Source organism: Glutamicibacter nicotianae (assembly GCF_006539525.1).
Classification (GTDB): domain Bacteria; phylum Actinomycetota; class Actinomycetes; order Actinomycetales; family Micrococcaceae; genus Glutamicibacter; species Glutamicibacter nicotianae.
In genome coordinates, this window is record NZ_BJNE01000001.1 from 211,132 (window position 1) to 233,913 (window position 22,782).

The 22,782-nt window shown below is 59.0% G+C and carries 22 protein-coding genes; 13 read left to right on the forward strand and 9 right to left on the reverse strand.

Going from position 1 to position 22,782, the window contains the following annotated elements; all coding sequences use genetic code 11:
• Window positions 1-32: 32 nt before the first annotated feature.
• Window positions 33-1,205, reverse strand: coding sequence for an FAD-dependent monooxygenase (locus ANI01nite_RS00960; protein ID WP_141355318.1), 1,173 nt, complete (start codon window positions 1,203-1,205; stop codon window positions 33-35).
• A gap of 298 nt (window positions 1,206-1,503) precedes the next feature.
• On the opposite strand from ANI01nite_RS00960, the gene leuA reads away from it, so the two are divergent.
• From leuA to ANI01nite_RS00975, 3 genes are all read left to right on the forward strand, one after another.
• Window positions 1,504-3,246 (forward strand): 2-isopropylmalate synthase, encoded by a 1,743-nt coding sequence (leuA, locus tag ANI01nite_RS00965; protein ID WP_066138379.1) that lies wholly within the window; start codon window positions 1,504-1,506, stop codon window positions 3,244-3,246.
• A gap of 247 nt (window positions 3,247-3,493) precedes the next feature.
• A complete protein-coding gene (gene recO, locus ANI01nite_RS00970) occupies window positions 3,494-4,243 on the forward strand; it encodes a DNA repair protein RecO (protein WP_141355320.1) in 750 nt (249 codons plus the stop codon).
• Window positions 4,240-5,046, forward strand: coding sequence for an isoprenyl transferase (locus ANI01nite_RS00975; RefSeq protein ID WP_073706233.1), 807 nt, complete (start codon window positions 4,240-4,242; stop codon window positions 5,044-5,046). The genes recO and ANI01nite_RS00975 overlap by 4 nt, the downstream gene beginning before the upstream one ends.
• A 5-nt stretch (window positions 5,047-5,051) precedes the next feature.
• On the opposite strand, the gene ANI01nite_RS00980 is transcribed toward ANI01nite_RS00975, so the two are convergent.
• On the reverse strand, window positions 5,052-6,179 hold the full coding sequence (locus ANI01nite_RS00980) for an alpha/beta hydrolase (RefSeq protein WP_170214525.1): 1,128 nt from the start codon (window positions 6,177-6,179) through the stop codon (window positions 5,052-5,054).
• On the opposite strand from ANI01nite_RS00980, the gene ANI01nite_RS00985 reads away from it, so the two are divergent.
• Window positions 6,150-7,214: a quinone-dependent dihydroorotate dehydrogenase gene (locus ANI01nite_RS00985; protein WP_073706234.1), complete on the forward strand. Its 1,065-nt coding sequence runs from the start codon at window positions 6,150-6,152 to the stop codon at window positions 7,212-7,214. The two genes, ANI01nite_RS00980 and ANI01nite_RS00985, sit on opposite strands and share 30 nt — an antisense overlap.
• A gap of 405 nt (window positions 7,215-7,619) precedes the next feature.
• On the opposite strand, the gene ANI01nite_RS00990 is transcribed toward ANI01nite_RS00985, so the two are convergent.
• Window positions 7,620-8,213, reverse strand: a complete 594-nt coding sequence (locus ANI01nite_RS00990) for a DUF3043 domain-containing protein (RefSeq protein WP_038991084.1) — start codon at window positions 8,211-8,213, stop codon at window positions 7,620-7,622.
• 69 nt (window positions 8,214-8,282) lie between these two features.
• Between ANI01nite_RS00990 and ANI01nite_RS00995 the strand changes: the two genes are divergently transcribed.
• From ANI01nite_RS00995 to ANI01nite_RS01020, 6 genes are all read left to right on the forward strand, one after another.
• Window positions 8,283-9,692, forward strand: coding sequence for a M20/M25/M40 family metallo-hydrolase (locus ANI01nite_RS00995; protein WP_141355324.1), 1,410 nt, complete (start codon window positions 8,283-8,285; stop codon window positions 9,690-9,692).
• A gap of 133 nt (window positions 9,693-9,825) precedes the next feature.
• Entirely contained in the window at window positions 9,826-10,200 is a 375-nt protein-coding gene (locus tag ANI01nite_RS01000) for a HesB/IscA family protein (RefSeq protein ID WP_141355326.1), read from the forward strand.
• A gap of 214 nt (window positions 10,201-10,414) precedes the next feature.
• The gene (gene ctaC, locus ANI01nite_RS01005) at window positions 10,415-11,296 is read left to right on the forward strand and encodes an aa3-type cytochrome oxidase subunit II (RefSeq protein ID WP_066138361.1); all 882 of its coding nucleotides are present in this window, start codon (window positions 10,415-10,417) and stop codon (window positions 11,294-11,296) included.
• Between the two features lie 2 nt (window positions 11,297-11,298).
• Window positions 11,299-13,017 (forward strand): aa3-type cytochrome oxidase subunit I, encoded by a 1,719-nt coding sequence (gene ctaD / locus ANI01nite_RS01010; RefSeq protein ID WP_066138358.1) that lies wholly within the window; start codon window positions 11,299-11,301, stop codon window positions 13,015-13,017.
• 2 nt (window positions 13,018-13,019) lie between these two features.
• Window positions 13,020-13,421 (forward strand): cytochrome c oxidase subunit 4, encoded by a 402-nt coding sequence (locus ANI01nite_RS01015; protein ID WP_038991079.1) that lies wholly within the window; start codon window positions 13,020-13,022, stop codon window positions 13,419-13,421.
• A 113-nt stretch (window positions 13,422-13,534) separates the two neighbouring features.
• The gene (locus tag ANI01nite_RS01020; RefSeq protein WP_038991078.1) at window positions 13,535-14,317 is read left to right on the forward strand and encodes a GntR family transcriptional regulator; all 783 of its coding nucleotides are present in this window, start codon (window positions 13,535-13,537) and stop codon (window positions 14,315-14,317) included.
• Window positions 14,318-15,056: 739 nt separating this feature from the next.
• Here the strand turns inward: ANI01nite_RS01020 and qcrB are convergent.
• The 4 genes from qcrB to ctaE form a co-directional block, all read right to left on the reverse strand.
• Entirely contained in the window at window positions 15,057-16,724 is a 1,668-nt protein-coding gene (gene qcrB, locus ANI01nite_RS01025) for a cytochrome bc1 complex cytochrome b subunit (protein ID WP_141355328.1), read from the reverse strand.
• Window positions 16,725-16,726: 2 nt separating this feature from the next.
• A complete protein-coding gene (qcrA, locus tag ANI01nite_RS01030) occupies window positions 16,727-17,776 on the reverse strand; it encodes a cytochrome bc1 complex Rieske iron-sulfur subunit (protein ID WP_066138349.1) in 1,050 nt (349 codons plus the stop codon).
• 70 nt (window positions 17,777-17,846) lie between these two features.
• On the reverse strand, window positions 17,847-18,641 hold the full coding sequence (gene qcrC / locus ANI01nite_RS01035) for a cytochrome bc1 complex diheme cytochrome c subunit (RefSeq protein WP_073706237.1): 795 nt from the start codon (window positions 18,639-18,641) through the stop codon (window positions 17,847-17,849).
• A 76-nt stretch (window positions 18,642-18,717) separates the two neighbouring features.
• Window positions 18,718-19,356: an aa3-type cytochrome oxidase subunit III gene (gene ctaE, locus ANI01nite_RS01040; RefSeq protein WP_038991074.1), complete on the reverse strand. Its 639-nt coding sequence runs from the start codon at window positions 19,354-19,356 to the stop codon at window positions 18,718-18,720.
• A gap of 287 nt (window positions 19,357-19,643) precedes the next feature.
• Here ctaE and trpD point away from each other — a divergent pair, with 287 nt between their 5' ends.
• Window positions 19,644-20,711 (forward strand): anthranilate phosphoribosyltransferase, encoded by a 1,068-nt coding sequence (gene trpD, locus ANI01nite_RS01045; RefSeq protein WP_141355330.1) that lies wholly within the window; start codon window positions 19,644-19,646, stop codon window positions 20,709-20,711.
• 84 nt (window positions 20,712-20,795) lie between these two features.
• Here trpD and ANI01nite_RS01050 read toward each other — a convergent pair whose 3' ends face one another.
• The gene (locus tag ANI01nite_RS01050) at window positions 20,796-21,077 is read right to left on the reverse strand and encodes an Lrp/AsnC family transcriptional regulator (protein WP_066138340.1); all 282 of its coding nucleotides are present in this window, start codon (window positions 21,075-21,077) and stop codon (window positions 20,796-20,798) included.
• Window positions 21,078-21,241: 164 nt separating this feature from the next.
• On the opposite strand from ANI01nite_RS01050, the gene ANI01nite_RS01055 reads away from it, so the two are divergent.
• Window positions 21,242-21,838, forward strand: coding sequence for a sigma factor-like helix-turn-helix DNA-binding protein (locus ANI01nite_RS01055; RefSeq protein WP_141355332.1), 597 nt, complete (start codon window positions 21,242-21,244; stop codon window positions 21,836-21,838).
• Window positions 21,839-22,381 carry a hypothetical protein gene (locus tag ANI01nite_RS16835; protein WP_174787657.1) on the forward strand — a complete coding sequence of 181 codons (543 nt, stop codon included), beginning with the start codon at window positions 21,839-21,841 and terminating at the stop codon, window positions 22,379-22,381.
• Here the strand turns inward: ANI01nite_RS16835 and ANI01nite_RS01065 are convergent.
• Window positions 22,370-22,744, reverse strand: a complete 375-nt coding sequence (locus ANI01nite_RS01065; RefSeq protein WP_038991071.1) for a DUF3054 domain-containing protein — start codon at window positions 22,742-22,744, stop codon at window positions 22,370-22,372. The genes ANI01nite_RS16835 and ANI01nite_RS01065 overlap by 12 nt on opposite strands.
• Window positions 22,745-22,782 lie beyond the last annotated feature (38 nt).

Below are 22,782 nucleotides of genomic sequence, written 5' to 3' on the forward strand. Positions count from 1 at the left end.
CGGTCTTGGGGACGCGCTGGATAGGCAGCCTCCTACTTGGCCAGGCGGTTGACGATCTGGCGGGCCACCAGCCGATCCACGCCGGGCAGACGCGTGGAGTTGATAATGAATCTCCGCATCCGCAGGGCCAGCTGGTTTCGCGGCAGGAAGCTGTTGGCCGCACGCCGCCCCGAAGCCTGGGCCGTGTCGATCTTCGGCCGCATCGCCTTCTCGTACCGTGCGAGGGCGGGCGGCAACTGCCCCGGTTCGGTGGCACTGCCCACCGCATCGCCCAGGGCGGCCGCGGCGCACACGGCCATCGCCCCGCCCTGGCCGGCCAGCAGCGAGACCGAGGCCGCCGCATCCCCGATCAGCACCACCGGGCCGGCATGCCAGGAATCCATCACCACCTGCGCGACGGCATCGTCATAGGGGTCATCCGGGCATTGCATCAGCAGCCGGTCCACCTGCGCGCCGCAACCGGCGAAAATGCTGCGCAGCCGATCGCGGGCCGGCCCGAGGGGCGCCCCGTGTTCATGGCGATAGACCAGGAAAGATGCCACCTCGTCGCTGCGCAGCCCATAGATTCCCGCGGTGCGGTCAACCGTATCGGTGAGCACGAAGCGGTTCTTGAAGCGCCGGTTCAGCTCGGGATCCCGGATGATGAAGGCTGCCGCCCGCATTCCCAAGGGGCGCAGGAACGCCCCTTCCGGACCGAAGAACCTTGCCCGGACCGTTGAATGGATGCCGTCGGCCCCGACCAGCAGATCCGCAAGCTCCGGCTGGTTGTGCCCCTTGATGCGGATCTGTGCCCGCTGGCCATGGATGTCCAGCTGGTCGATATGAACCCCGTAGCGCAGCTGGACCCGCGACGGATCGGCATCCTGGAGCGCGGCTCGCGCGGCCGCTTCCATGTCCGGGCGCAGCAAGGTGAGCACCCTGCCGCCGGCGAGATCGGAGAACTTCGAATAATCCAGCGACGCTGTCGGCTTGCCCCGAGGGTCCACATATTGCGCGGCCTGCACGCGGTAGGCGGCCTCGGCGAGATAGGGCAGCAGTCCGATGCGCTCGGACGCTTCAATGCCCGGACCGAAGAAGTCCATCATGTAGCCGTCCGGGCGCGGGGCATCCGATCGCTCAAGCACCAGCACCTCCCAGCCGGCCAAGCCCAATTGCCTGGCCGCGACCAGTCCGGCGATTCCAGCGCCAACGATAATCGCCCTCATCAACCAACCTCCTTTGGCGTGTGGTGTGGTGGAACCCATTCTTCGCCGGCGCCATCATCCTGTCCACCGCAGCGCACCAGCGGCCTGTCCAATATGTGACACGGAGGTGACACAAGTTTCACCTGCCTGCACAGCGTGGTGCTATGCTCATCTCGTGCATTTCGAGCTTCTACTACTACTCAGCCGCTGCGAGGATCCAAAGGACCGCTAGTGGTCTACAGGCCGACCCCTCGTCGCGGAGTAGCTCTTGTCTGGCCCCACAAAGTAAGCACTATTTTTGTCTAGGGGACCCAAAGAAATGCAGAACATGCAGAAATCTTCGAACATGCCAATCCACAAGTATGTTCCATTCCAGGACCAGATCGAGGTCAATCTGCCCGATCGCACCTGGCCTGACAAGTACATCACCAAGGCCCCGCGCTGGTGCGCGGTCGACCTGCGCGACGGCAACCAGGCGCTGATCGACCCGATGAGCCCCGAACGCAAGCACAAGATGTTCGACCTGCTGGTGCAGATGGGCTTCAAGGAGATCGAGGTCGGCTTCCCGTCCGCCTCGCAGACCGACTTCGACTTCGTGCGCCAGCTCATCGAGCAGAACCGCATCCCCGAGGACGTCACCATCCAGGTGCTCACCCAGTCGCGCGAACACCTGATCGAGCGCACCTACCAGGCGCTGGAAGGCGCCAAGCAGGCCATCGTGCACCTGTACAACTCCACCTCGATCCTGCAGCGCGAGGTCGTCTTCCGCCAGGACGAGGACGGCATCGTGGACATCGCCGTCAACGGCGCGCGGCTGTGCAAGAAGTACGAGGAACAGCTGACCGGCACCAAGATCACCTACGAATACTCGCCGGAGTCCTACACCGGCACCGAGCTGGAATTCGCCAAGCGCATCTCCGAGGCGGTCGCCGAAGTGCTGGAGGCCAGCCCGGAGAACAAGATGATCCTGAACCTGCCGGCCACCGTGGAAATGGCCACCCCGAACGTGTACGCGGACTCCATCGAGTGGATGCACCGCAACCTGGCCAACCGCGACTCGATCATCCTCTCGCTGCACCCGCACAACGACCGCGGCACCGGCGTGGCCGCCGCGGAGCTGGGCTACCTGGCCGGCGCGGACCGCATCGAAGGCTGCCTGTTCGGCAACGGCGAACGCACCGGCAACGTGGACCTGGTGACCCTGGGCATGAACATGTTCGGCCAGGGCGTGGACCCGCAGATCGACTTCTCCGACATGGACCACATCCGCCGCACCGTCGAGTACTGCAACCAGCTGCCGGTGCCCGAGCGCAGCCCGTACGGCGGCGACCTGGTGTTCACCGCCTTCTCCGGCTCGCACCAGGATGCGATCAAGAAGGGCCTGGAAGCGATGGAAGCCAAGGCTTCGGCTGAAGGCAAGGACATCAATGACCTGGTCTGGGCTGTTCCGTACCTGCCTGTCGATCCGAAGGATATCGGCCGCTCCTACGAAGCAGTGATCCGGGTCAATTCGCAATCCGGCAAGGGCGGCGTGGCCTACTTGCTGAAGAACGACTACAACCTGGATCTGCCGCGCCGCGCGCAGATCGAGTTCTCCGGCGTCATCCAGCGCAAGACGGATACCGAGGGCGGCGAGATCTCCTCGCAGCATATCTGGGATGTCTTCCAGGACGAGTACCTGCCGGTCAGCGAGGATTCGGGAATGAACTCGTGGGGCTACTACCAGATCGCTTCGGCCACCGCGGCTTCGGCAGAGGATGGCAGCTTCCGCCTGGATACCAAGCTGATCATCGACGGCGTGGCCCATGAGCGCAGCGCCCAGGGCAACGGTCCGGTCTCCGCACTGGTCAAGCTGCTCAACGACGATGGCGTGGATCTGCGCGTGCTGGACTACTCCGAGCATGCCATGAGCGAAGGCGGCAACGCCCGCGCCGCGGCCTTCGTCGAATGCGCCGTGGGCGACCGCATCCTCTGGGGCATCGGCCTGGACACCAATACCAACATCGCGGCGCTGAAGGCCGTGGTCTCTGCGGTCAACCGCGCAATCCGCGACAGCAAGTAGGCAGCCGGCAGAACCTGCCGCCAGCAAAACGCCACGGCCAGCCCACTCAGCTGGCCGTGGCGTTTAGTCCTGCACGGCGTTCTCGGCCTTTCTGCCCGGTTCAAGTCGAGGTGTGCCTCGAACCCTTTGGATTCGGGCCCGGTAGATGCCGGTTTGCTCGTGCAACTGCCATGTCCGCCGGCGAATCGGAACTCCTGGTATTCAAGCGATTCAGAACTTTGGCAGTTGAAGTGGGAGAATACTGTCTGTGTCCAGATCAGGTTTCGCTTCCAAGAGCTACCACACCCGTGGTCTGGTCTTGCGCACCCATAAGCTGGGTGAAGCCGACCGGATCATCACGCTGCTGACCCCCAACGGAATTGTCCGTGCCGTGGCCAAGGGCGTACGCCGGACCTCGTCGAGGATGGGCGCAACGCTGGAACCTTTCATGGAAGTCAATGCCCTGCTGGTGATGGGCCGGAACCTCGATATCGTCTCGCAGGCCCAGCTGCGCAACCCCTACGGCCAGCTGCTGGTCATGGATTACCCGAGCTATACGGTGGCCAACGCCATGTCGGAGATCGCCGAAAGGCTGCTCGAGACGGACAGCGATTCAACGCTCCAGCAATATCAGCTCTTCCACGGTGCGATCGCGCTGCTCTCCAAGCAGAGGGTCGGTTCCGGGGCCGTGCTCGATTCCTATATTCTGCGGGCGCTGTCGGTCGCTGGTTGGGCACCGTCATTCACCAATTGCGTGCGCTGCGGCAAGCCTGGCCCGCATCAAGCACTGCACGTCCAGCTTGGCGGCGTGGTTTGCGCCGAATGCCGCCCTTCCGGGTCATTATCCCCGCACCCCATTACCATCGAATATCTGCAGGCCCTATTGGAGGGGGACTGGTCCACCGTGGCACAGGCAGGACCCCGTGCGCGCAAGCAGGCAGCAGATATCGTGGCCAATTACTTGCAATGGCACCTAGAGCGTGCAGTGAATTCCCTACGTCTTGTGGAGAGAAATTGAAGAAGCTTCCAAAGATCACCGGCCGCCGAGGCCCCGTTGCTCCCTTTGCGCATCCGGAGAATCCACAGGTGCCGGCCATTCCCCAGGAGCTCATCCCTGAGCACGTGGCGATTGTCATGGACGGCAATGGGCGGTGGGCCAACCAGCGCGGACTGCCGCGTACCGAGGGGCATCGTGCAGGCGAAGCCGCGCTGCTCGATGTGATGGCAGGCGCCGTGGAGTTGGGTGTCAAATATGTTTCGGTCTATGCGTTCTCCACGGAAAACTGGAAGCGCAGCCCAGAGGAAGTCCGCTTCCTGATGGGCTTTTCGCGTGATGTCCTGCGCCGCCAACGCGATACGTTGAATTCTTGGGGCGTGCGCATTCGCTGGTCGGGCCGGGAGCCCAAGCTCTGGAAGTCAGTGATCAACGAGCTCAAAGAAGCCGAAGAGCTGACCAAGGACAACTTGGGATGCCAGCTGACCATGTGCGTGAACTATGGCGGTCGGGCAGAACTTGGCGACGCAGTCAGCCAAATTGCCCAAGATGTCGCTGCCGGCAAGCTTCGCGCCAGTTCCGTTGGCGAAAAGACCATTGCCAAGTACCTGCATGCGCCAGAACTCCCAGATGTGGATCTCTTCCTGCGGACCAGTGGCGAGCAGCGCACCAGCAACTTCCTGCTGTGGCAGTCGGCCTACGCGGAGATGGTCTTCCTGGACCAGTTGTGGCCGGATGTCGACCGGCGGACGCTGTATGCCGCGGTGGAAGAATACGCAAAGCGCGATCGCCGCTACGGCGGAGCCGTCGACAAGCCCCAGGGGTAGGACGTTCAGCGCGCTGTGCCCACCATCCGCAGCCAAAGGCTCAAGTCGCGATACGCCGCGGCTCTGGCCGGTTCACCGGAGGTGAACACATCGTGCATTGCTCCGGGAATTTCGGACAGGGTGACGAAACTGCCCAGCTTCATCGCCCGCAGGCGCGTCTGCTGAACGTCCAGTACCGAATCGCAATGCTGCATATCGGGGGAGTAGGTCGTGCCGATGTGGGTCCGGTCCGAGGTGAGCACGAAGATCGGCTGCTGGAGTTTCAGCCCTTTGGCTACTAGTGCATGGCCATCGAAGATCGTTTTCAGCCATCCCGCGGTATTCGGAAAAGCGACTCTTGGCCGCCACAGTCGATGAACATCCCACTGGCCGTGGCTGTCGGTACTCAGTGATTGCCAGTAATGGTCGAATTCTGGCCCGCTGAGCTTCCGGCGCGGATTCGTGCGGGTGATCGCTTCCATCAGGCCATGAATGGGAATGCGCAAGAAGGCTGTTCCCTGGAATTCGAGCCATGGAGCATTCAGCACCAGAGCCTTGATCTCTGGTTGCCGGCGGGCAATCCATAAGCTAAGAATCAGTCCGCCGGTCGAGTGCCCTTGGGCCACTACTGGCAGGCGCGGATGCTCCTTGCGCAGCAGTTCCAAAGTCGCTTCAAGCTCTTCGTCGAAGTCCGCCAAGTCGTCAACGTATCCGGGCAAGGCATGTTCTGCTCTCAAGCTGCGACCATGCCTGCGCAGATCCAGTGCGTAGAAGTGGTATCCGTGGTGATGCCAGAAAGCAGCCAGTTCACGGTTGTAGAAATAGTCGCTCCAGCCGTGCACGCTCAGCACGATTCCCTGCGCCTTGCGCCCGAGACGTTGCCGGAATCCTGCCGGGCGGTACCGAATCAGCGTTGCCACCGCCGGGCCTTCGGCATCGGTTCCGAAATCCAGGGTTTGGTGCTCGAAATCGGGTCCCAGCGGATCTTCAACCCATTGCCCCGGGCAGGTGGAAGATATGAAGTCGGGCCAGTTGCTGCTTTCTGGGACGACGAAGTGCTTCATATCTTGAATACTACCCACCTCAAGTTGTCTGTTTCGGCCTCTTCGCGGGAAAATGGGTCTATGCGCATATACCCACTGGTCTTCAAGCACGTCTTCACCAAGATGGATCCTGAACAGGCTCACCATTTTGCCTTCAACGCGATCAAGATTGCGCAACGTGCAGGGCTCACCAAGGCAGCACGCAAATTCTTCGCCCCGGCACCCAAACTGAATCGCACCGTGATGGGTATCGACTTCCCATCGCCATTTGGATTGGCTGCCGGTTTCGACAAGGGAGCCACCGGCATCTTGGCGTTGAGCGACATAGGTTTCGGCCACGTTGAAATCGGAACGGTTACCGGACAGGCCCAGCCCGGCAATCCGCAACCAAGGCTTTTCCGTCTGGTTGACGACCGCGCGGTTATCAACCGCATGGGCTTCAACAATGAAGGTGCCGAGCGCGTGGCTGCCCGCGTCGCCGGTGCCCGCCAGGAGCTCAAGTCTGATTACGCTGGAACCCGTCCGGTGATTGGCGTGAATATCGGCAAGACCAAGGTCGTGGAGTTGGAGGATGCGGTCGCGGATTACCTGTCCTCCACTCGCCAGCTGGCGATCCACGCGGATTACCTGGTGGTGAACGTTTCAAGCCCGAACACCCCAGGACTTCGCCTGCTGCAGAGCGTCGATTCTCTTCGCCCGCTGCTTTCGGAAGTTGGCCAGCTGGCTGACAAGGTTGCAGGCCGGCACATCCCGCTGCTGGTTAAGATCGCTCCCGACTTGAGCGATGAGGACGTTGCCGATGTCGCGCGCTTGGCCATCGAACTTGAACTCGATGGCATCATTGCCACCAACACGACTATCGGTCGCGAGAACTTGAATAGCGATGCCGCCAAGGTTGAAGAAATTGGTGCCGGCGGACTATCAGGGGCTCCGCTCAAGCAGCGATCGCTTGAGGTTCTTCGCCAGCTGCGTTCATTGGTTCCTGCCGAAATGGCGTTGATTTCCGTCGGCGGCGTGGAGAATGCCACGGATGTGAAGGAACGCCTGGACGCGGGCGCGGACTTGGTGCAGGGCTACACTGCATTCCTCTACGAGGGTCCGTTCTGGGCACGTTCCATCAACAAGGATCTGGAGCGCATGCTCTAGAGCGTTGGGCGGGCAAGCCCCTCATCACTCTGGTACGGCCTCGATTTTCACAATCGGGGCCGTACAGCTTTAAGCTCGTTCAGCTACTGCGAAGCTGGCCCGACAATGACCTCGTGTGCTATCTCGCGCACGTGGTGAATCCAGAGCCAGGGAGGCAGGGGAGAAGCTGGCAATTTAGAGCGACAGGCTCCAGGAATCCTTGTATCCGCGTCCACAAGCACGAGACTCACCTCCAGATACAAGGCTGTATGGAAAATTTCCTGCTGGAACTGCCCGGTAGTTGAAGATCTCCATTCTTCTTGTAGTCACGTTCACAAAGTTATAACCCTGTACCACATCGAGGAATTCGATTAGAAAAGGGGCAAGCTCATGCGAGCTTGCCCCTCAGTGGTCTAGCTGGATCGACTAGTCGATAATTTCGCCGCGCTTGACCTGCGGCTTCGGCAGGCGCAATTTGCGGAACTGCATGCCGCGCATCGCAGCGTACATGCGTACGCCCTTCTCCATGTGGCCGAACTTGGCAGTCAAGCGCTTCTTCAAGATTATGGAAGTCACGATGGCCTCGACGATGATCAATGCGATCACGACCCACAGGGCCAGCTGCACGAACATCTGAACCTGCAGATTGCTCTGGAATACCAGCGAGATGACCAAGAAGGCCAGGATGATGAACATCATGAACTCGCCGAACATCCAGCGGGAGTCAATGAAATTCCGGGTGTAGCGCTTCTGCTCGCCCTTATCGCGCGGCATCAGGTAGCGTTCATCGCCAGTTTCGTTCGCCAAGCGTAAACGGTTCTGGGCTTCGATGCGTCGTTGACGTTCAGCCTCTTTCGCGGCCTTGCGATCAGTAGGAACCAACGGGCGTTGCCGGTTCGCCTGCTGCGCACTGCGCTTGGGCGTTGGACCGGTCTTGCGGCCGTCGGTGGATTCCGGGGCCTGCTGAGCAGGCTCCACATTTACGGGGGATTGAGGTTCATCCTTCTTACGTCCAAACACCCCTCCATCTTAGCCGGGATTCGACAACGGCGTGACATTCGATACCCGTGGAATTGCTAGGCTGAAGACATGACCGAAAATACTACCTTCGACGCCGCTGCTAACGGTGTCGATATTGCCGCGCTCAAGAGCCACATCGAAACGAACTTCGAGAAGATCCTCGAAGAGCTCACCTCCCTGGTCGCGATCCCAAGCATCGCATGGGAATCCTTCGACCCGCAGAACCTGGAAAAATCAGCTGCTGCCGCTGCCGAATTGGCGAAGTCGGCTGGCATGGAGACCGTGGAAATCCTGCGCGAACCAGCGCAGAATGGCGCTATGGGCGCACCTGCCGTTGTCGCGCAGCGCAAGGCGGCCCCCGGGAAGCCGACCGTGCTGCTCTACGCGCACCACGACGTCCAGCCCCCAGGCAACGAGGCAGACTGGAATACCCCGGTCTTCGAAGCCACGAGGGTAGGGGACCGGCTGTTCGGACGCGGCGCTGCCGACGACAAGGCGGGCATCATGGTGCACATCGCTGCGATGCGCGCCGTGCTGGATCTCGTCAGCGACTTCGGCGTTGGCGTAACCTACTTCTTCGAAGGCGAAGAAGAAGCAGGCTCTCCTTCCTTCCGCAACTTCTTGGAAGCGCATCTGGAAAAGCTGGCGGCAGACGTTATCGTCGTTGCCGACTCGTCCAACTGGTCAGTTGGAACTCCGGCGCTGACCAGTTCATTGCGCGGCATGTGCGCGGCAGAGATCACCGTCCGCTCGCTGAACCATGCGGTCCATTCTGGCATGTTCGGCGGCCCAGTTCTCGATGGCCCCATCCTGGCTGCCAAGCTGATTTCCAGTTTCCACAATGACGATGGCTCCGTGGCCGTTGCGGGATTGGTCGCCAACGACGCTGCCGAAGTCGATTTCGATGAAGCCGAGTTCCGCAAGGATTCCGGCGTACTGGATTCCTTCCAGCTCGCTGGATCCGGGAAAATCACCGACCGCTTATGGAATAAACCAGCACTGAGCGTGATTGGAATGGATATCCCAAGCGTTGACCACTCATCGAATACCTTGCTGCCGGCAACTCGCTTCAAGGTATCGATGCGGCTGGCGCCAGGGCAGGACCCGGCCGACGCGCTCAAGGCCCTTGAATCACATGTCAAGAGCATTGACCTGCGTGGCGCCGAAGTTGAATTTGTGGCTACGGAAGCGGGCAACGCCTACAAGGCCGATTTGGATGCTTCAGCTAATGACACTGCGCGCTGGGCACTGGAACAAGCTTGGGGTGTTGTACCAGTGAATATGGGGCTGGGTGGATCAATTCCATTCATTGCAGATTTGCTGGAAGTCTTCCCGCAGGCCCAGATTCTCGTCACTGGCGTCGAGGATCCTGATTCGCGCGCGCATTCAGCCAACGAGTCGCTGCACCTGGGCGACTTCAAGCACGCCATTGAAGCTGAAGCACTGATGCTGGCAAGGATCAACGCCGAGGGACTATGAAGCGTGTCATACGGAGAGACGCAAGGGGAGAAATCTTCAGCGTAGCGACGTAGGATAGAAGTAAGAACAGAGGTGCCAGCTCCAGAACAAATCTGGGGCTTGGTACCGCGTCGAGCAGTATGGGAGGAAAATCATGACTGCATCTGTTGACCAGACCAAGGGCGACCCAACCGAGGTTCCAACCCACGAGGTAGAAATTTCCGACGTGGCAGCGGCCAAAGTTCGCTCGCTTCTGGAGCAGGAAGGTCGGGATGATCTTCGTCTCCGCATCGCAGTGCAGCCAGGAGGCTGCTCGGGCCTGATCTACCAGCTTTATTTCGATGAGCGCATGCTCGATGGCGACGCTGTGCGCGACTTCGACGGCGTTGAAGTCATCGTCGACAAGATGAGCGTGCCTTATCTTGCTGGCGCATCCATTGATTTCGAGGACACCATCTCGAAGCAGGGCTTCACCATCGACAACCCCGCCGCATCCGGCTCCTGCGCGTGTGGAGATTCCTTCCACTAGACCGTAGGGAACTAACGCCGCTGTTAAAACGTTGAAGAAATTTCTCGTTAGTACAGCGGCGTTTTTCGGCATTCTGACCCCAAAGAGGGTAAGCTCTACATTAAGTAGTAAAACTATGTTTCCCTTCGTGAGCCACCTCACCGTGCAACTCGTTTAAACCACGAGGTGACTTATGAAGACCACATTCTGCACCAACAAAGAGGAAGGGCCGTCTGTGAGTTCGCAAGACCGAACCGGCAGTCGCGGGTCCGCTAAAGCCAAAGTACTGGCTTTAGTCGGCACTGGCGCATTGCTGCTGACGGGATGTACAGCGGAGGCAAAACGCGGTTGGCTCCCAAACGTGGAGCGCGATACCACCAACCACACCGGGGCAATCCAGGATTTCTGGGTTAACTCGTGGATCGCTGTTATTGTCATCGGCGTATTGACCTGGGGATTGATGCTCTGGTGCGTCATTGCCTACCGTCGCCGCAAGAACGATACGGGTTACCCGCGTCAGCTGAGCTACAACCTGCCATTGGAGATCTTCTACACGGCCATTCCTTTGGTCCTTGTTCTAGTCTTCTTTAGCTTCAACAACAACCTGGAAAAGCAGATCAACGCTCCTGTTGATTCTGAGGTTGTAGTGGACGTCCGAGCCAAGCAATGGGCCTGGGACTTCAACTACAGCTACCAGGGCACCGAGAAGTACTTTGCCGGCGAACAGGCTCACTTGAACACCGATGGCTCGGAAGGCGTTCGCGAAGAACTGCCAACCTTGTACCTGCCAGCAGGCAAGTCGGTAACCCTTGAGCTCAATAGCCGCGATGTCATCCACTCCTTCTGGGTCCCAGCCTTCTTGCAGAAGCTGGACATGATCCCAGGCAAGACCAACTACATCTACCTGACTCCGCAGGTTGAAGGCAGCTACGACGGCAAGTGCGCCGAGCTTTGCGGCGAGTACCACTCGGAGATGCTCTTCAACGTCGAGGTTGTCAGCGAGTCCGAGTTCAAGGCTCAGCTGGCGAAGATGGAAGATGGCCACATTGGTGAAGAATACGACCGTCAGCCAAATGCTGTAAACGGCGTAGTAGTAGAGCACGGGGAAGGAGAGTAATCATGACAACGTTCGAATATGCGACTGACGACGTAAAGTCGATTGCCCCAGCCGTAGTGCCGAAGTCTAAGGGTCGTCTGTTCGTCGACTACATCACTTCGACCGACCACAAGAAGATCGGGTACATGTACCTGATCAGCTCGTTCATCCTGTTCTGCATCGGCGGCCTGATGGCGCTGCTGATTCGTGCAGAGCTGTTCGAACCAGGCATGCAGATCCTGCAGACCAAGGAACAGTACAACCAGCTGTTCACCATGCACGGCACCGTCATGCTCCTGATGTTCGCAACCCCGCTGTTCGCTGGTTTCGCCAACGTCATGATGCCTCTGCAGATCGGCTCGCCGGATGTGGCCTTCCCACGTCTGAACGCCTTGGCATTCTGGTTCTTCTCGCTGGGCTCGATTATCGCCCTGGCCGGCTACCTCACCCCTCAGGGTGCAGCTAGCTTCGGTTGGTTCGCGTACGCACCGCTGTCGAACACCACCTTCTCGCCAGGCATCGGCGGCGACCTCTGGGTCTTCGGCCTTGCACTGTCGGGCTTCGGTACCATCCTTGGCGCCGTCAACTTCATCACCACCATCATCTGCCTGCGCGCGCCTGGCATGACCATGTGGCGCATGTCGATCTTCTCGTGGAACACCCTGATCACCTCGTTGCTGGTCCTGATGGCCTTCCCGCCGCTGGCAGCTGCCCTGTTCGCACTGGGTGCAGACCGCCGCTTCGGCGCTCACATCTTCGATCCGGACAATGGCGGTGCCGTACTCTGGCAGCACCTGTTCTGGTTCTTCGGCCACCCTGAGGTATACATCATTGCCTTGCCGTTCTTCGGCATCGTCTCTGAGATCTTCCCAGTGTTCTCCCGCAAGCCGATCTTCGGCTACAAGGGCCTGGTCTTCGCGACCATCGCAATTGCCGCCCTGTCGGTTTCCGTGTGGGCACACCACATGTACGTCACCGGCTCGGTCATGCTGCCATTCTTCGGCTTCATGACCATGCTGATCGCGGTTCCAACCGGTGTGAAGTTCTTCAACTGGATCGGTACCCTGTGGCGCGGCTCGATCACCTTCGAAACCCCCATGCTCTGGAGCATGGGCTTCATGATCACCTTCCTGTTCGGCGGCCTGACCGGCATCATCCTGTCGGCTCCGTCCCTGGACTTCCACGTATCGGATACCTACTTCGTTGTGGCCCACTTCCACTACGTCGTCTTCGGTACCGTCGTGTTCGCGATGTTCGCTGGCTTCTACTTCTGGTGGCCAAAGTGGACCGGCAAGATGCTCAACGAGCGCCTTGGCAAGATCCACTTCTGGTTGCTGTTCATCGGCTTCCACGGCACTTTCCTGATCCAGCACTGGCTGGGCGTCATGGGCATGCCACGTCGCTACGCCGACTACATGCCTGAAGATGGCTTCACCACCATGAACCAGGTATCGACCGTCTTCGCATTCATCCTGGGTGCATCGATGATTCCATTCTTCTGGAACGTGTGGGTAACCCACCGAAACGCCAAGAAGGTTGAAGTTGACGATCCATGGGGCTTCGGCGCATCGCTGGAGTGGGCAACCTCTTGCCCTCCACCACGTCACAACTTCCACTCCATCCCTCGCATCCGTTCGGAGCGTCCAGCACTGGATCTGCACCACCCGGAACTGAGCGGACGGGTTACCCCCGAAACTCCGGTTGCGAAGATCTTCGGCTCGGCTGACCAGAAGGACGTATAACGATGAAAGTTGAATCCTGGATTTTCCTGGGTGGCGTCTTCTTCTTCACCCCGGTAGCAATTGTCTACGGTTACATGACCAACTGGGAAGAATGGGTCGGATTGCTGGCCTTGATCATGCTGGTTGGACTCTCGGCAATGGTAGGCGGCTACTTGCTGTTCACCGCTAAGCGCGTTGGCAACCGGCCGGAGGACCGTGTGGATGGCGAAATCCACGAGAACGCGGGCGATATCGGAATGTTCTCCCCATGGAGCTGGTGGCCATTGGTCCTGGCATCCGCGGCAGCTGTTGGCTTCCTTGGCCTGGCTGTCGGCTGGTGGGTCTTCTTCATCGGCGCCGGCTTGGCCGTCGTTGGTGTGACCGGCTGGGTTTACGAATACAGCCGTGGCGATCACGCTCACTAAGCAGTAACCCTGACGGGGTGGCAAGCACTTTTGCTTGCCACCCCGTTAGTCTTTTAATAACAGTTCTTCGAAGGCAATTGGCCCTCGGGATATCCAGTTCGAGGAGATGCAGCATGCGCCACGCACCGCAGCCACACGTTCAGGCGCACCTTGATCCGCAGAGCAAGCAAAGCAAGTACCGGCAGATCCGCGAGATTCTCAAGACCCATGCGCGCGAAGCCTGCAAACCCGGCTACAAGCTGCCACCCGAACGCGTGCTGGCTGAGCACTTCGGCGTGGCCCGCAAAACCATCCGGCAAGCCATCGACGCGCTGGTCGATGAACAGGTGCTCAAGCGGGTAGTCGGAATTGGGACCTTCGTCGTGCCCGAGAAACTGGATCTCCGTGTCCGCCTGCACTCCTACTCCGAGGACATGATGCGCCGCGGCATGGTTCCCGATGCCCACGTACTCGAATTCGCGGAGATCAAGGCCAACGCCAGCCTTGCGGCGCAGCTGATGGTGGAGGAGGGCACAGCAGTCGTCCAGTTCAAGCGCCTGCTGCTCGCCGATGGCATTCCCATGAGCCTGGACGAGAACTATATGCCCGCTGATCTCGTGCCGGGTTTCGTGGACGGCGAGCCGCCGTCCAAGCTATATCAAGCCTTGCACGAGCGCTACGGCATCTTGCTTGAATGGGGCGAGGATCAAGTGGAAAGCACTGCAGCCAGCAAGAGGCAAGCGGTGCTCTTGGGCGTAGACCCCGGCTTCCCGCTCCTGCAGATCACGCGCTACGCCTACATCGGCGATCGGTTGGCCGACTATTCTGTCTCGCTCTACCGGTCGGACCGCTACAAGCTGTTCGTTCCATTGCAGCGAGTCGGTACTCGCACGCCACGCTACACGGACACCTTCTGAGCCTAGGCTTGCGACTCGGGTGTCAAGGAAATTGGTTTCTGCCCAACAGCGGCCATGAATAATGCCCACTGATGGCCAACAGAACTGCACGTTGACGGTCAGCAGCACCACTGCACACTGGCCTATCCGCGCAAGCACGGCGGCGACCGTCATCCATCGCAACAACCCAACCTCCAAAACGCCATCTCCAGGTCCTCATCAACTATTCCAACGACGGTGCCGGCCTTGATCTCTTGAAAGTGTGTCAGGGGAGAGACGCAGCAAGTTGGCTGCTGCAGGGAATAGGCCTAGATCGCTTCCTGGAGCTGGACTCTTGCCTGGGCAGCAACCAGCTTGAGCAACCACAGTCGTGAGCGGCTCCGATCCGGAATTGCGGCTGGCTGGTGGCCTCCCAGATTCATCTGCAGACGGCATTCCGCTTCCTCGCGGGTGAAGAGCAATGGAGCCTACGCGCACAGGTTGAATCAACCATCGCAGCAGGTTCTTGGCCGCACCCGGTAACCCAACGCCTTTTGCGAACCTGGCGGGAGAGCAAGGCCTTGCTGGCCCCGGCATCGCATGCTGGCACAGCGCCAGAAGCCCTTCTAATCGACTGGGAGATCCGTGGATGGCCCCGACCTCATGTTCGCGGCATTGGCTGGCGCTCTGGTGCACACAAGGCCGCAGGAAAGATGGGTTAACGAAGGGAGGGACACACCTTGCGGTGTGTCCCTCCCTTTGTGACTAACTCGAGTCGCTATTACTTAGTGATCGAGTCCTGCTTGTCGCCTTCGACCTCATGGTGGCCGTGGGATGCATGAGCAGCTTCCAGCTCCGATGGGGTTACCGGGGCGACGCGGTCTTCGAAGAAGAACTTCGACAGTGCCGCACGACGCTTCTCCGAACCGGAGACGTGTCCTGCTGCATCAGGCTGAGCCGGGATGTACTGGCGATCAACGTAGTTGGTCAGCAGGTAACGCTTGTAGACATCAATTTCCTCGTGCTTCTCCGAGAAGCCACCCTCAGGCGACATCTGGATGATGCCAGCTTCGCGGCCGTGCAGGACGATCTCGCGATCCTTGCGCTGCAGCGACAGGCAGATACGGCGAGTCAGCCAGAAGCCCAGGATCGGGCCGAGGAAGAACAGCGCGCGCAACCAGTAGGTCACGTCATTCAGCGCCACGTGGAAGTGCGTTGCGATCAAGTCAGAGGATGCAGCTGCCCACATCACGCTGTAGAAGATCACACCGGCAACACCCATAGCCGTACGGAATGGAGCGTTGCGTGGACGGTCGAGCAGGTGGTGCTCGCGGTCATCCTTGGTGACCCAGCGTTCGATCCATGGCCAGGCGAACATCACTGCGAACAGTGCGCCGGCAGGAACCAATGCTGGCAGCAGGACGGACAGCACCAGGGTGTTGTCGCCCCATGGGAATGGAATGATCCATTCGAAGCTGAAGTTGCCAAGCACACCAGGCATCAGGCGCAGAGCGCCATCAACGAAGCCGATGTACCAGTCCGGCTGGGTACCAGCCGATACAGGGGATGGGTCGTAAGGCCCGTAGTTCCATACCGGGTTGATCTGGAACAGGCCAGCAATCAATGCCACGATGCCGAAGACGATGAAGAAGAATCCACCGGCCTTCGCTGCGTAGACCGGGCCAACAGGGAAGCCAACAACGTTGTCGTTGGTGCGGCCTGGGCCTGGGTACTGGGTGTGCTTGTGGGTCACAACCATGAACAGGTGGATCACAATCAGCAGGATGATGATCGCAGGAACGATCATGATGTGCAGCGAGTACAGACGCGGGATCACCGTATCGCCTGGGAACTCTCCGCCGAAGAAGAACATCGACAGGTAGGTGCCCACGATTGGCAGAGCCTTCATGACGCCATCGATAATGCGCAGGCCGTTACCGGACAGCAGGTCATCCGGCAGGGAGTAGCCGGTGAAACCGGCAGCCAGACCCATGATCAGCAGCACGCCGCCAACAACCCAGTTCAGTTCACGTGGGCGACGGAATGCGCCGGTGAAGAATACGCGCAGCATGTGCACGGAGAGGGAAGCAACAAACAGCAGTGCCGACCAGTGGTGCACCTGGCGCATGAACAGGCCGCCGCGCACGTCGAAGGAGATCTCCATGGTCGAGGCCATAGCCGTCGACATGCCGATGCCCTTCATCGGTACATACGAACCGTTGTAGGTGACGTGCGCCATCGACGGATCGAAGAAGAAGGTCAGGAAGGTGCCGGAGAGCAGCAGCAGCACGAAGGTGTACATCGCCACTTCACCGAACATGAACGACCAGTGGTCAGGGAAGATCTTGCGACCGAATTCCTTGACGATGCCCGACGCGCCAACGCGGGAGTCCACGAAGTTCGCGATGCGACCGGTAGCGGTCGATGCTTGGTACTCGTTAGTAGCCATGATTAACCACGCTCCCAGTACGATGGGCCAACTGGCTCGTGGAAGTCACTCTGGGCGACCAGGTAGCCCTCGGAGTCCACGGTGATTGGCAGCTGCGGCAGTGCGTGGCCAGCCGGGCCGAAGATGACCTTGCATTCCTGCGTCAGGTCAAAGGTCGACTGGTGGCATGGGCACAGCAAGTGGTGGGTGTGCTGCTCGTACAGAGCAATCGGGCAACCAACGTGGGTGCAAATCTTGGAGTACGCGACGATGCCGTCGACGTTCCAGGTTTCACGCCCCTCGGAGATCTGCATTTCCGCTGGATCCATGCGCATCAGCAGAACGACGGCCTTGGCCTTTTCGTTCAGCGGGTGCTCGGCCTCGTTCAGGCCTTCTGGGATCACGTGGAAAGCAGAACCGATCTGCACGTCCGAAGCCTTGATCGGGGTACCGGATGGGTCGCGGGTCAGACGGACGCCCTTGTCCCACATGGTGTGGCGCAGGGAATCGATCATCTGGCTCGCGGTGTTGCCGGTGCGATCCAGGTCGCGGAACATGAAGATTGCCGGGATTGGAGCCAAGGCAATGGCGCCGATCAGGGTATTGCGGATCAGCGGACGACGCTTGATGCCGGATTCCTCGATAACGGTATCGATGATCTCGACGGCATCCTGGCGATCTTCTTCCGAGCGGATCTCGTGGCGCATTTCCATGAGCTCGTGATCCGGCATCAGGGTCTTGGCCCAGTGAACAATACCCACACCGATACCAAGCATCGCGAAGGCGGTGCCCAGTCCCAGTGCAGCGTTCTGCACACGCAGTTCAGCGAAGGTCATCTCGCCTAGGCGGCCCAGGACGAAGTAGGCCACGAAGAAGAAGAGCGTGCCGATGATGGAGATGGTAAATAGGAGCGCTACTTGACGCTCATGTCGCTTGGCTGCGCGCGGATCGCGGTCTGCGAGACGCGGACGATGCGGTGGTAGGCCCGGATCTGGGAAACGATCCTGAGCTACATCGTCAGCCTTAGCAACGGTGCCCGAGTTTTCGGGACTGCCGTGACTATGGTCGCCCATGTTTCTCTCTCATCCTTCTGTTAGGAAATTATGTACGTAGTGATGGTTACGGCCGTGGCCGTGGTTTGCCTTAGGAAGGACGCGAGGTCAACCAAATGGTGAAGGCAATGATGATACCCAGACCTGCGGTCCAGGTGAACAGGCCTTCAGCAACTGGACCCAGGGAGCCCAGGGCTGCACCGCCAGCGGAACCATTGGCTTCAATGGTCTTCAGGAAGGTGATGACATCACGCTTCTCTTCTGGGGTGATGTTCGAGTCGTTGAACACTGGCATGTTCTGTGGGCCGGTAGCCATCGCTTCGTAGATGTGCTTTTCGGATACACCGGTCAGGGTTGGTGCGAACTTGCCGCGGGTCAGCGCACCACCGGCAGCAGCCGCGTTGTGGCACATCGCGCAGTTCACACGGAAGACGGTGCCACCGTGGGCGGCGTCGCCCTGGGTGGTATCCAAGTATTCCTCATCAGGGATCGCTGGGCCTGCACCCAGGCTTGCAACGTATGCTGCCAGCTGGGAGATCTGCTCGTCGTCGAACTGCACCGGCTTGACCTGGGCCTGTGGTCCCTGCATCTGCATCGGCATGCGGCCGGTGCCGACCTGGAAGTCCACGGATGCCGCGCCAACGCCAATCAGCGATGGACCGGAATCGGAGCCTTCGGCATTCATGCCGTGGCAAGTAGCGCAGTTGGCGACGAAAAGCTTCTGACCTTCTTCTACATCGGCCTGCGATGCAGTAGTGGTCTCAGCTGCCTTCGCTTCGCTGATGTTACCGGCTGCAGTGTAGAGACTGCCGGTAATCAGCAATCCGAACAGAAGCAGGGCCACAGCGGCGAGCGGGTGGCGGCGCTTTTTCGAAAGAGCCTTCACTTGCTGGTTCCTCACTTAGTTTCTTTGGTGTGGTGTTGCCGTACTTCTTGTTGAGGCAACTAATGAATTTAAGCTGCTACTTCAAGAAGTAGATGATCGCGAACAGGGCGATCCAAACAACGTCAACGAAGTGCCAGTAGTAGGACACCACGATGGAGCCGGTTGCTTCGAAGTGACCAAACTTCTTAGCCAGCATCGCACGACCAATGATCAGCAAGAATGCGATCAGACCACCAGCGACGTGGATGCCGTGGAAGCCGGTCGTAATGTAGAAGGCCGAAGCGTAGGAGTTCGAGTTGATGGCCACGCCCTCGCTAACGAGGACAGCGTATTCGTAGGCCTGGACCGAAACGAAGATCGCACCAAGGATGAAGGTGAGAATGAACCATTCAATCATTCCCCATTCCTTGAAGTTGAACAGCCCGCCAGAGCGGCGAGGCTTGAATTCTTCGGCACGGAACACGCCTAGCTGGCAGGAGAACGAGCTGGACACCAGGATGATGGTGTTAGCCAGCGCGAACGGCACGTTGAGCTTGGCAGTTTCAGTCGCCCATAGTTCGGGCGCGGCAGCCCGGAGGCTGAAGTACATGGCGAAGAGGGCGGCGAAGAACATGAGCTCGCTGGAGAGCCACACCATCGTTCCCACCGACACCATGTTTGGGCGGTTCGGCGCATGTGGCGCCGTCGTATTTGGGGCATGAGTCGCAGTTGTCACACTGACATTATGTCTCTAAATGGCCCTCAGATACCAATGCAAAAGCGGGTTCACGGAGGTTTGTTGCGCCACATCACGGCAACATCCGCGGAAACATGCGGAATTACGGAGAAAACTCTTTCTACAATTCGTAGAGCTTCATTCGGCGCGTCTCACGAAACAATCATTTATGCAATGAAAGTGTTGCGTATTTAACCTTGGAAACTAGGCGATTTTAGCGACTTGAGCCACATCATTTAGCGACATGAATTGGGTGGCGCGGCCAGTGTCTCGATAGGCTTTCTCATGTGTCAACGAGCCTTGTAAACGAAAAGTTCCCGACGTGGCCAGATCTATTGGCCACCCTGATCGACGGTGGCGATCTCAGCCGCGAACAGGCCGCTTGGGCCATGAATGAGATCATGTCCGGCGAGGCGAGCGACGTGCAGATCGCCGGCTTCCTGGTTGCACTGCGTTCCAAAGGCGAAACCGTGGCCGAATTGACCGGCCTAGTGGACTCCATGGTGGCCAACGCGCGCCCATTGACCATTGACGCACAAACCTTGGACATTGTCGGCACGGGCGGCGATCGCCAGAACACGGTCAATATCTCCACGATGTCCACGTTGGTCTGCGCTGGTGCCGGCGTGAGCATAGTTAAGCACGGTAACCGCGCGTCCTCTTCATCCTCAGGATCGGCCGACGTGCTCGAAGCACTAGGGGTCCGCCTGGAGGTACCAATCGAGCGCCTTGTAGAGGTGTACGACAAGGTTGGGATTGCGTTCTGCTTCGCCAATGTCTTCCACCCCTCAATGCGCCACGTTGCCGGAGCACGACGTCAATTGCGGATACCTACCGCCTTCAACTTCATGGGCCCGTTGACCAATCCCGCCTTACCAACCGCATCCGCCATCGGATGCTCCGACCTGGTCATGGCACCAATCATGGCTGGCGTGCTTGCAAGCCGTGGCGTGCGCGGCCTGGTCTTCCGCGGAGACGACGGACTGGATGAACTAACGACCACGGCTGCCAACCGAGTCTGGGAAGTGCGCAATGGCCAAGTCACCGAGTTCACGTTCGACGCCCAAGATGTTGGACTCGCCCGGGCGACGCTCGATGATCTCCGCGGTGGGGATGCGCAACACAACGCAGGGGTTGTACTCGATGTCATCTCGGGAGCGACCGGCCCTGTTCGGGACGCAGTTCTCCTCAACGCGGCCGCAGGAATGATTGCGTACAGCGATACTGCTGAGGGCAGTTTCGAAGATCGCATGCGGGCCGCCATTGAAAAGGCAGCACATTCGATCGATTCCGGTGCGGCGAAGTCCGCCCTGGACGCTTGGTCGTCAACGACCCAGGCGATCGTAGGGGAGTAGCTCCTGCAGGCAGCGACAAAGCCGGTCTTTGGTTCACGACTTTACAATCAGTGAACCAAAGACCGGCTTTGTTTTCGATACCGCTTAGTCGTCTAGCCCGAGGGAAAAAGCTGCTTCGAGGTCATGCTCGGAGTAAGCGCGGAAAGCGATGTGGGTCTGGGTGCCGCGGATGCCTGGAATCTTGGAAAGCTTATTAGCGATGACTTCGGCGAGATCCTCGTGCTTGTTGACCCGTGCAATGGCAATCAAGTCCCAGTCGCCTGCGACGGAGTAGACTTCACTGATGCCCGAGATTGCCGAGATCTGCTGTGCGCACTCGGGGATACTGTCAGTTGCAGTCTGGATCATGACGAATGCGGTGACCATCACTATGCCTTTCGGTTCTAACTTGCCGCCTGGCAAGAGGCGGTTGATCTGGAATCAACTGTAGTCGAAAAGCCGAGAATGGCAGGCATGGCTGCATCACCAGACTTAGCAAAGTACAAGAATTTTAATTTGTAGATATGAATACAAAGTTTTATGATTGTTCCATGATTGTCTTGACTATTGACCAGCGACGTTCCCGATCCACCGAAGACAAGGTGGAAGCACTAGTCAAGCAGGCTAATGCTACCGTCACTGTGGTCCGCCCGTTCCAGCGAACCGCCGGCGATGAGGTTCAGGCTGTCTTGGATGATGCCAATGAAGCAATTCGCTTGGCAGTGATGATGGCGGCGTCAGGGGACTGGAGCGTTGGCCTTGGTTTCGGACAGGTCGAAACGCCGTTGCCGGAAGAGACCCGGGCTGGCCGAGGACCGGCCTTTGAGTATGCCCGTGTTGCCGTGGAACGCGCGAAGAACACCAACGCACATATCGCTGTTCACGGGCCATCGCATGAAGCCACCCGTCTGGAAGCTGAGCTCCAGTTAACTGCCTGCATCGTTTCCAAGCGAAGGGCCACAGCTTGGGAAGCCGGCACATTGGCTGACGAGGGCATGACCCAGCAACAGATTGCCAAGAAACTTGGAATCACTCAGCAAGCCGTCTCTTCTCGGCTGTCGGCCGCACTATGGTTTGAAGCGAATCGGATGATGGATGAAGCTGCGAAATCGCTAACCCGTCAGCTCAAGATGTTAAAGGAGCAGTAAATGCTTTGGATCGCGTGGGGGAGTCTTTGCCTAGCGGCATTCGTCTCGTGCATATCCGCCTACCTCGGTCATGCCATGGGCAAACGAGCTCGCGTTCGTGACAGGCTCGTAGTTGGTTCTGGCTTGTTCGCACTGCTTTCGGCACTGCTGGCTGCAGTCTCCCAAACATCGATGCAGACGCAAGGGATTCCACCGGTTTACGCTATCGTCCTGAGTTCCATCTTTGCCATTAGTTTCGGCGGCCCTTTTACGGAGCTGACTTTCCGGCTTGCTGCCAAGAATGACGTCGAGCTCCAAAAGGAAGAGTCCGACCCTTCACCGCTTCGTGGCGGACTTTGGATCGGACTTCTGGAACGGACGGCAATTGTCGGAAGCCTCTGGGCTGGTTGGCCAGAAGGCATTGCGGTCGTTCTGGCGGTTAAGGGTCTCGGGCGGTTCTCGGAACTGAAAGATCATCGCGCCGCTGAACAGTTCATCCTGGGGACTTTCGCCAGCGGCCTTGTTGCCGCAGGTTCCTACGGGCTTGGACTGCTATTTATCTAAGCGCTTGGCCACCAACGAAGTTAACAGCCTACGCCCCATCAAGAACAGGCCCAGGACCAGCGAAGCAACGATAATGAATGGGACAGCTGCGGTGGAACCAAAAGCGATGCGCAGCGCTAGCCCAGCTGCTACGGTCCCTACCCAGACCAGTACGCCTGCAGGGAAGAGCTTATTGATCGTGAACCATGGCCTGGACAGCAAGGTCATCACCACATAGGCGATCAAGAACGGCAGGGCTGTCATCAAGATGCCACTAAAGCTCAAGGCATGTTCATGTTCACGCCTGCCGAGCAGGGCGAAGAGAACAATCAGAACAACGTCGACAGCCATCCACAATGGCCACATACGAATAGATTCCTTCATGTACTCATCATAGGTTTACCCTGCGGACCATGAATAAT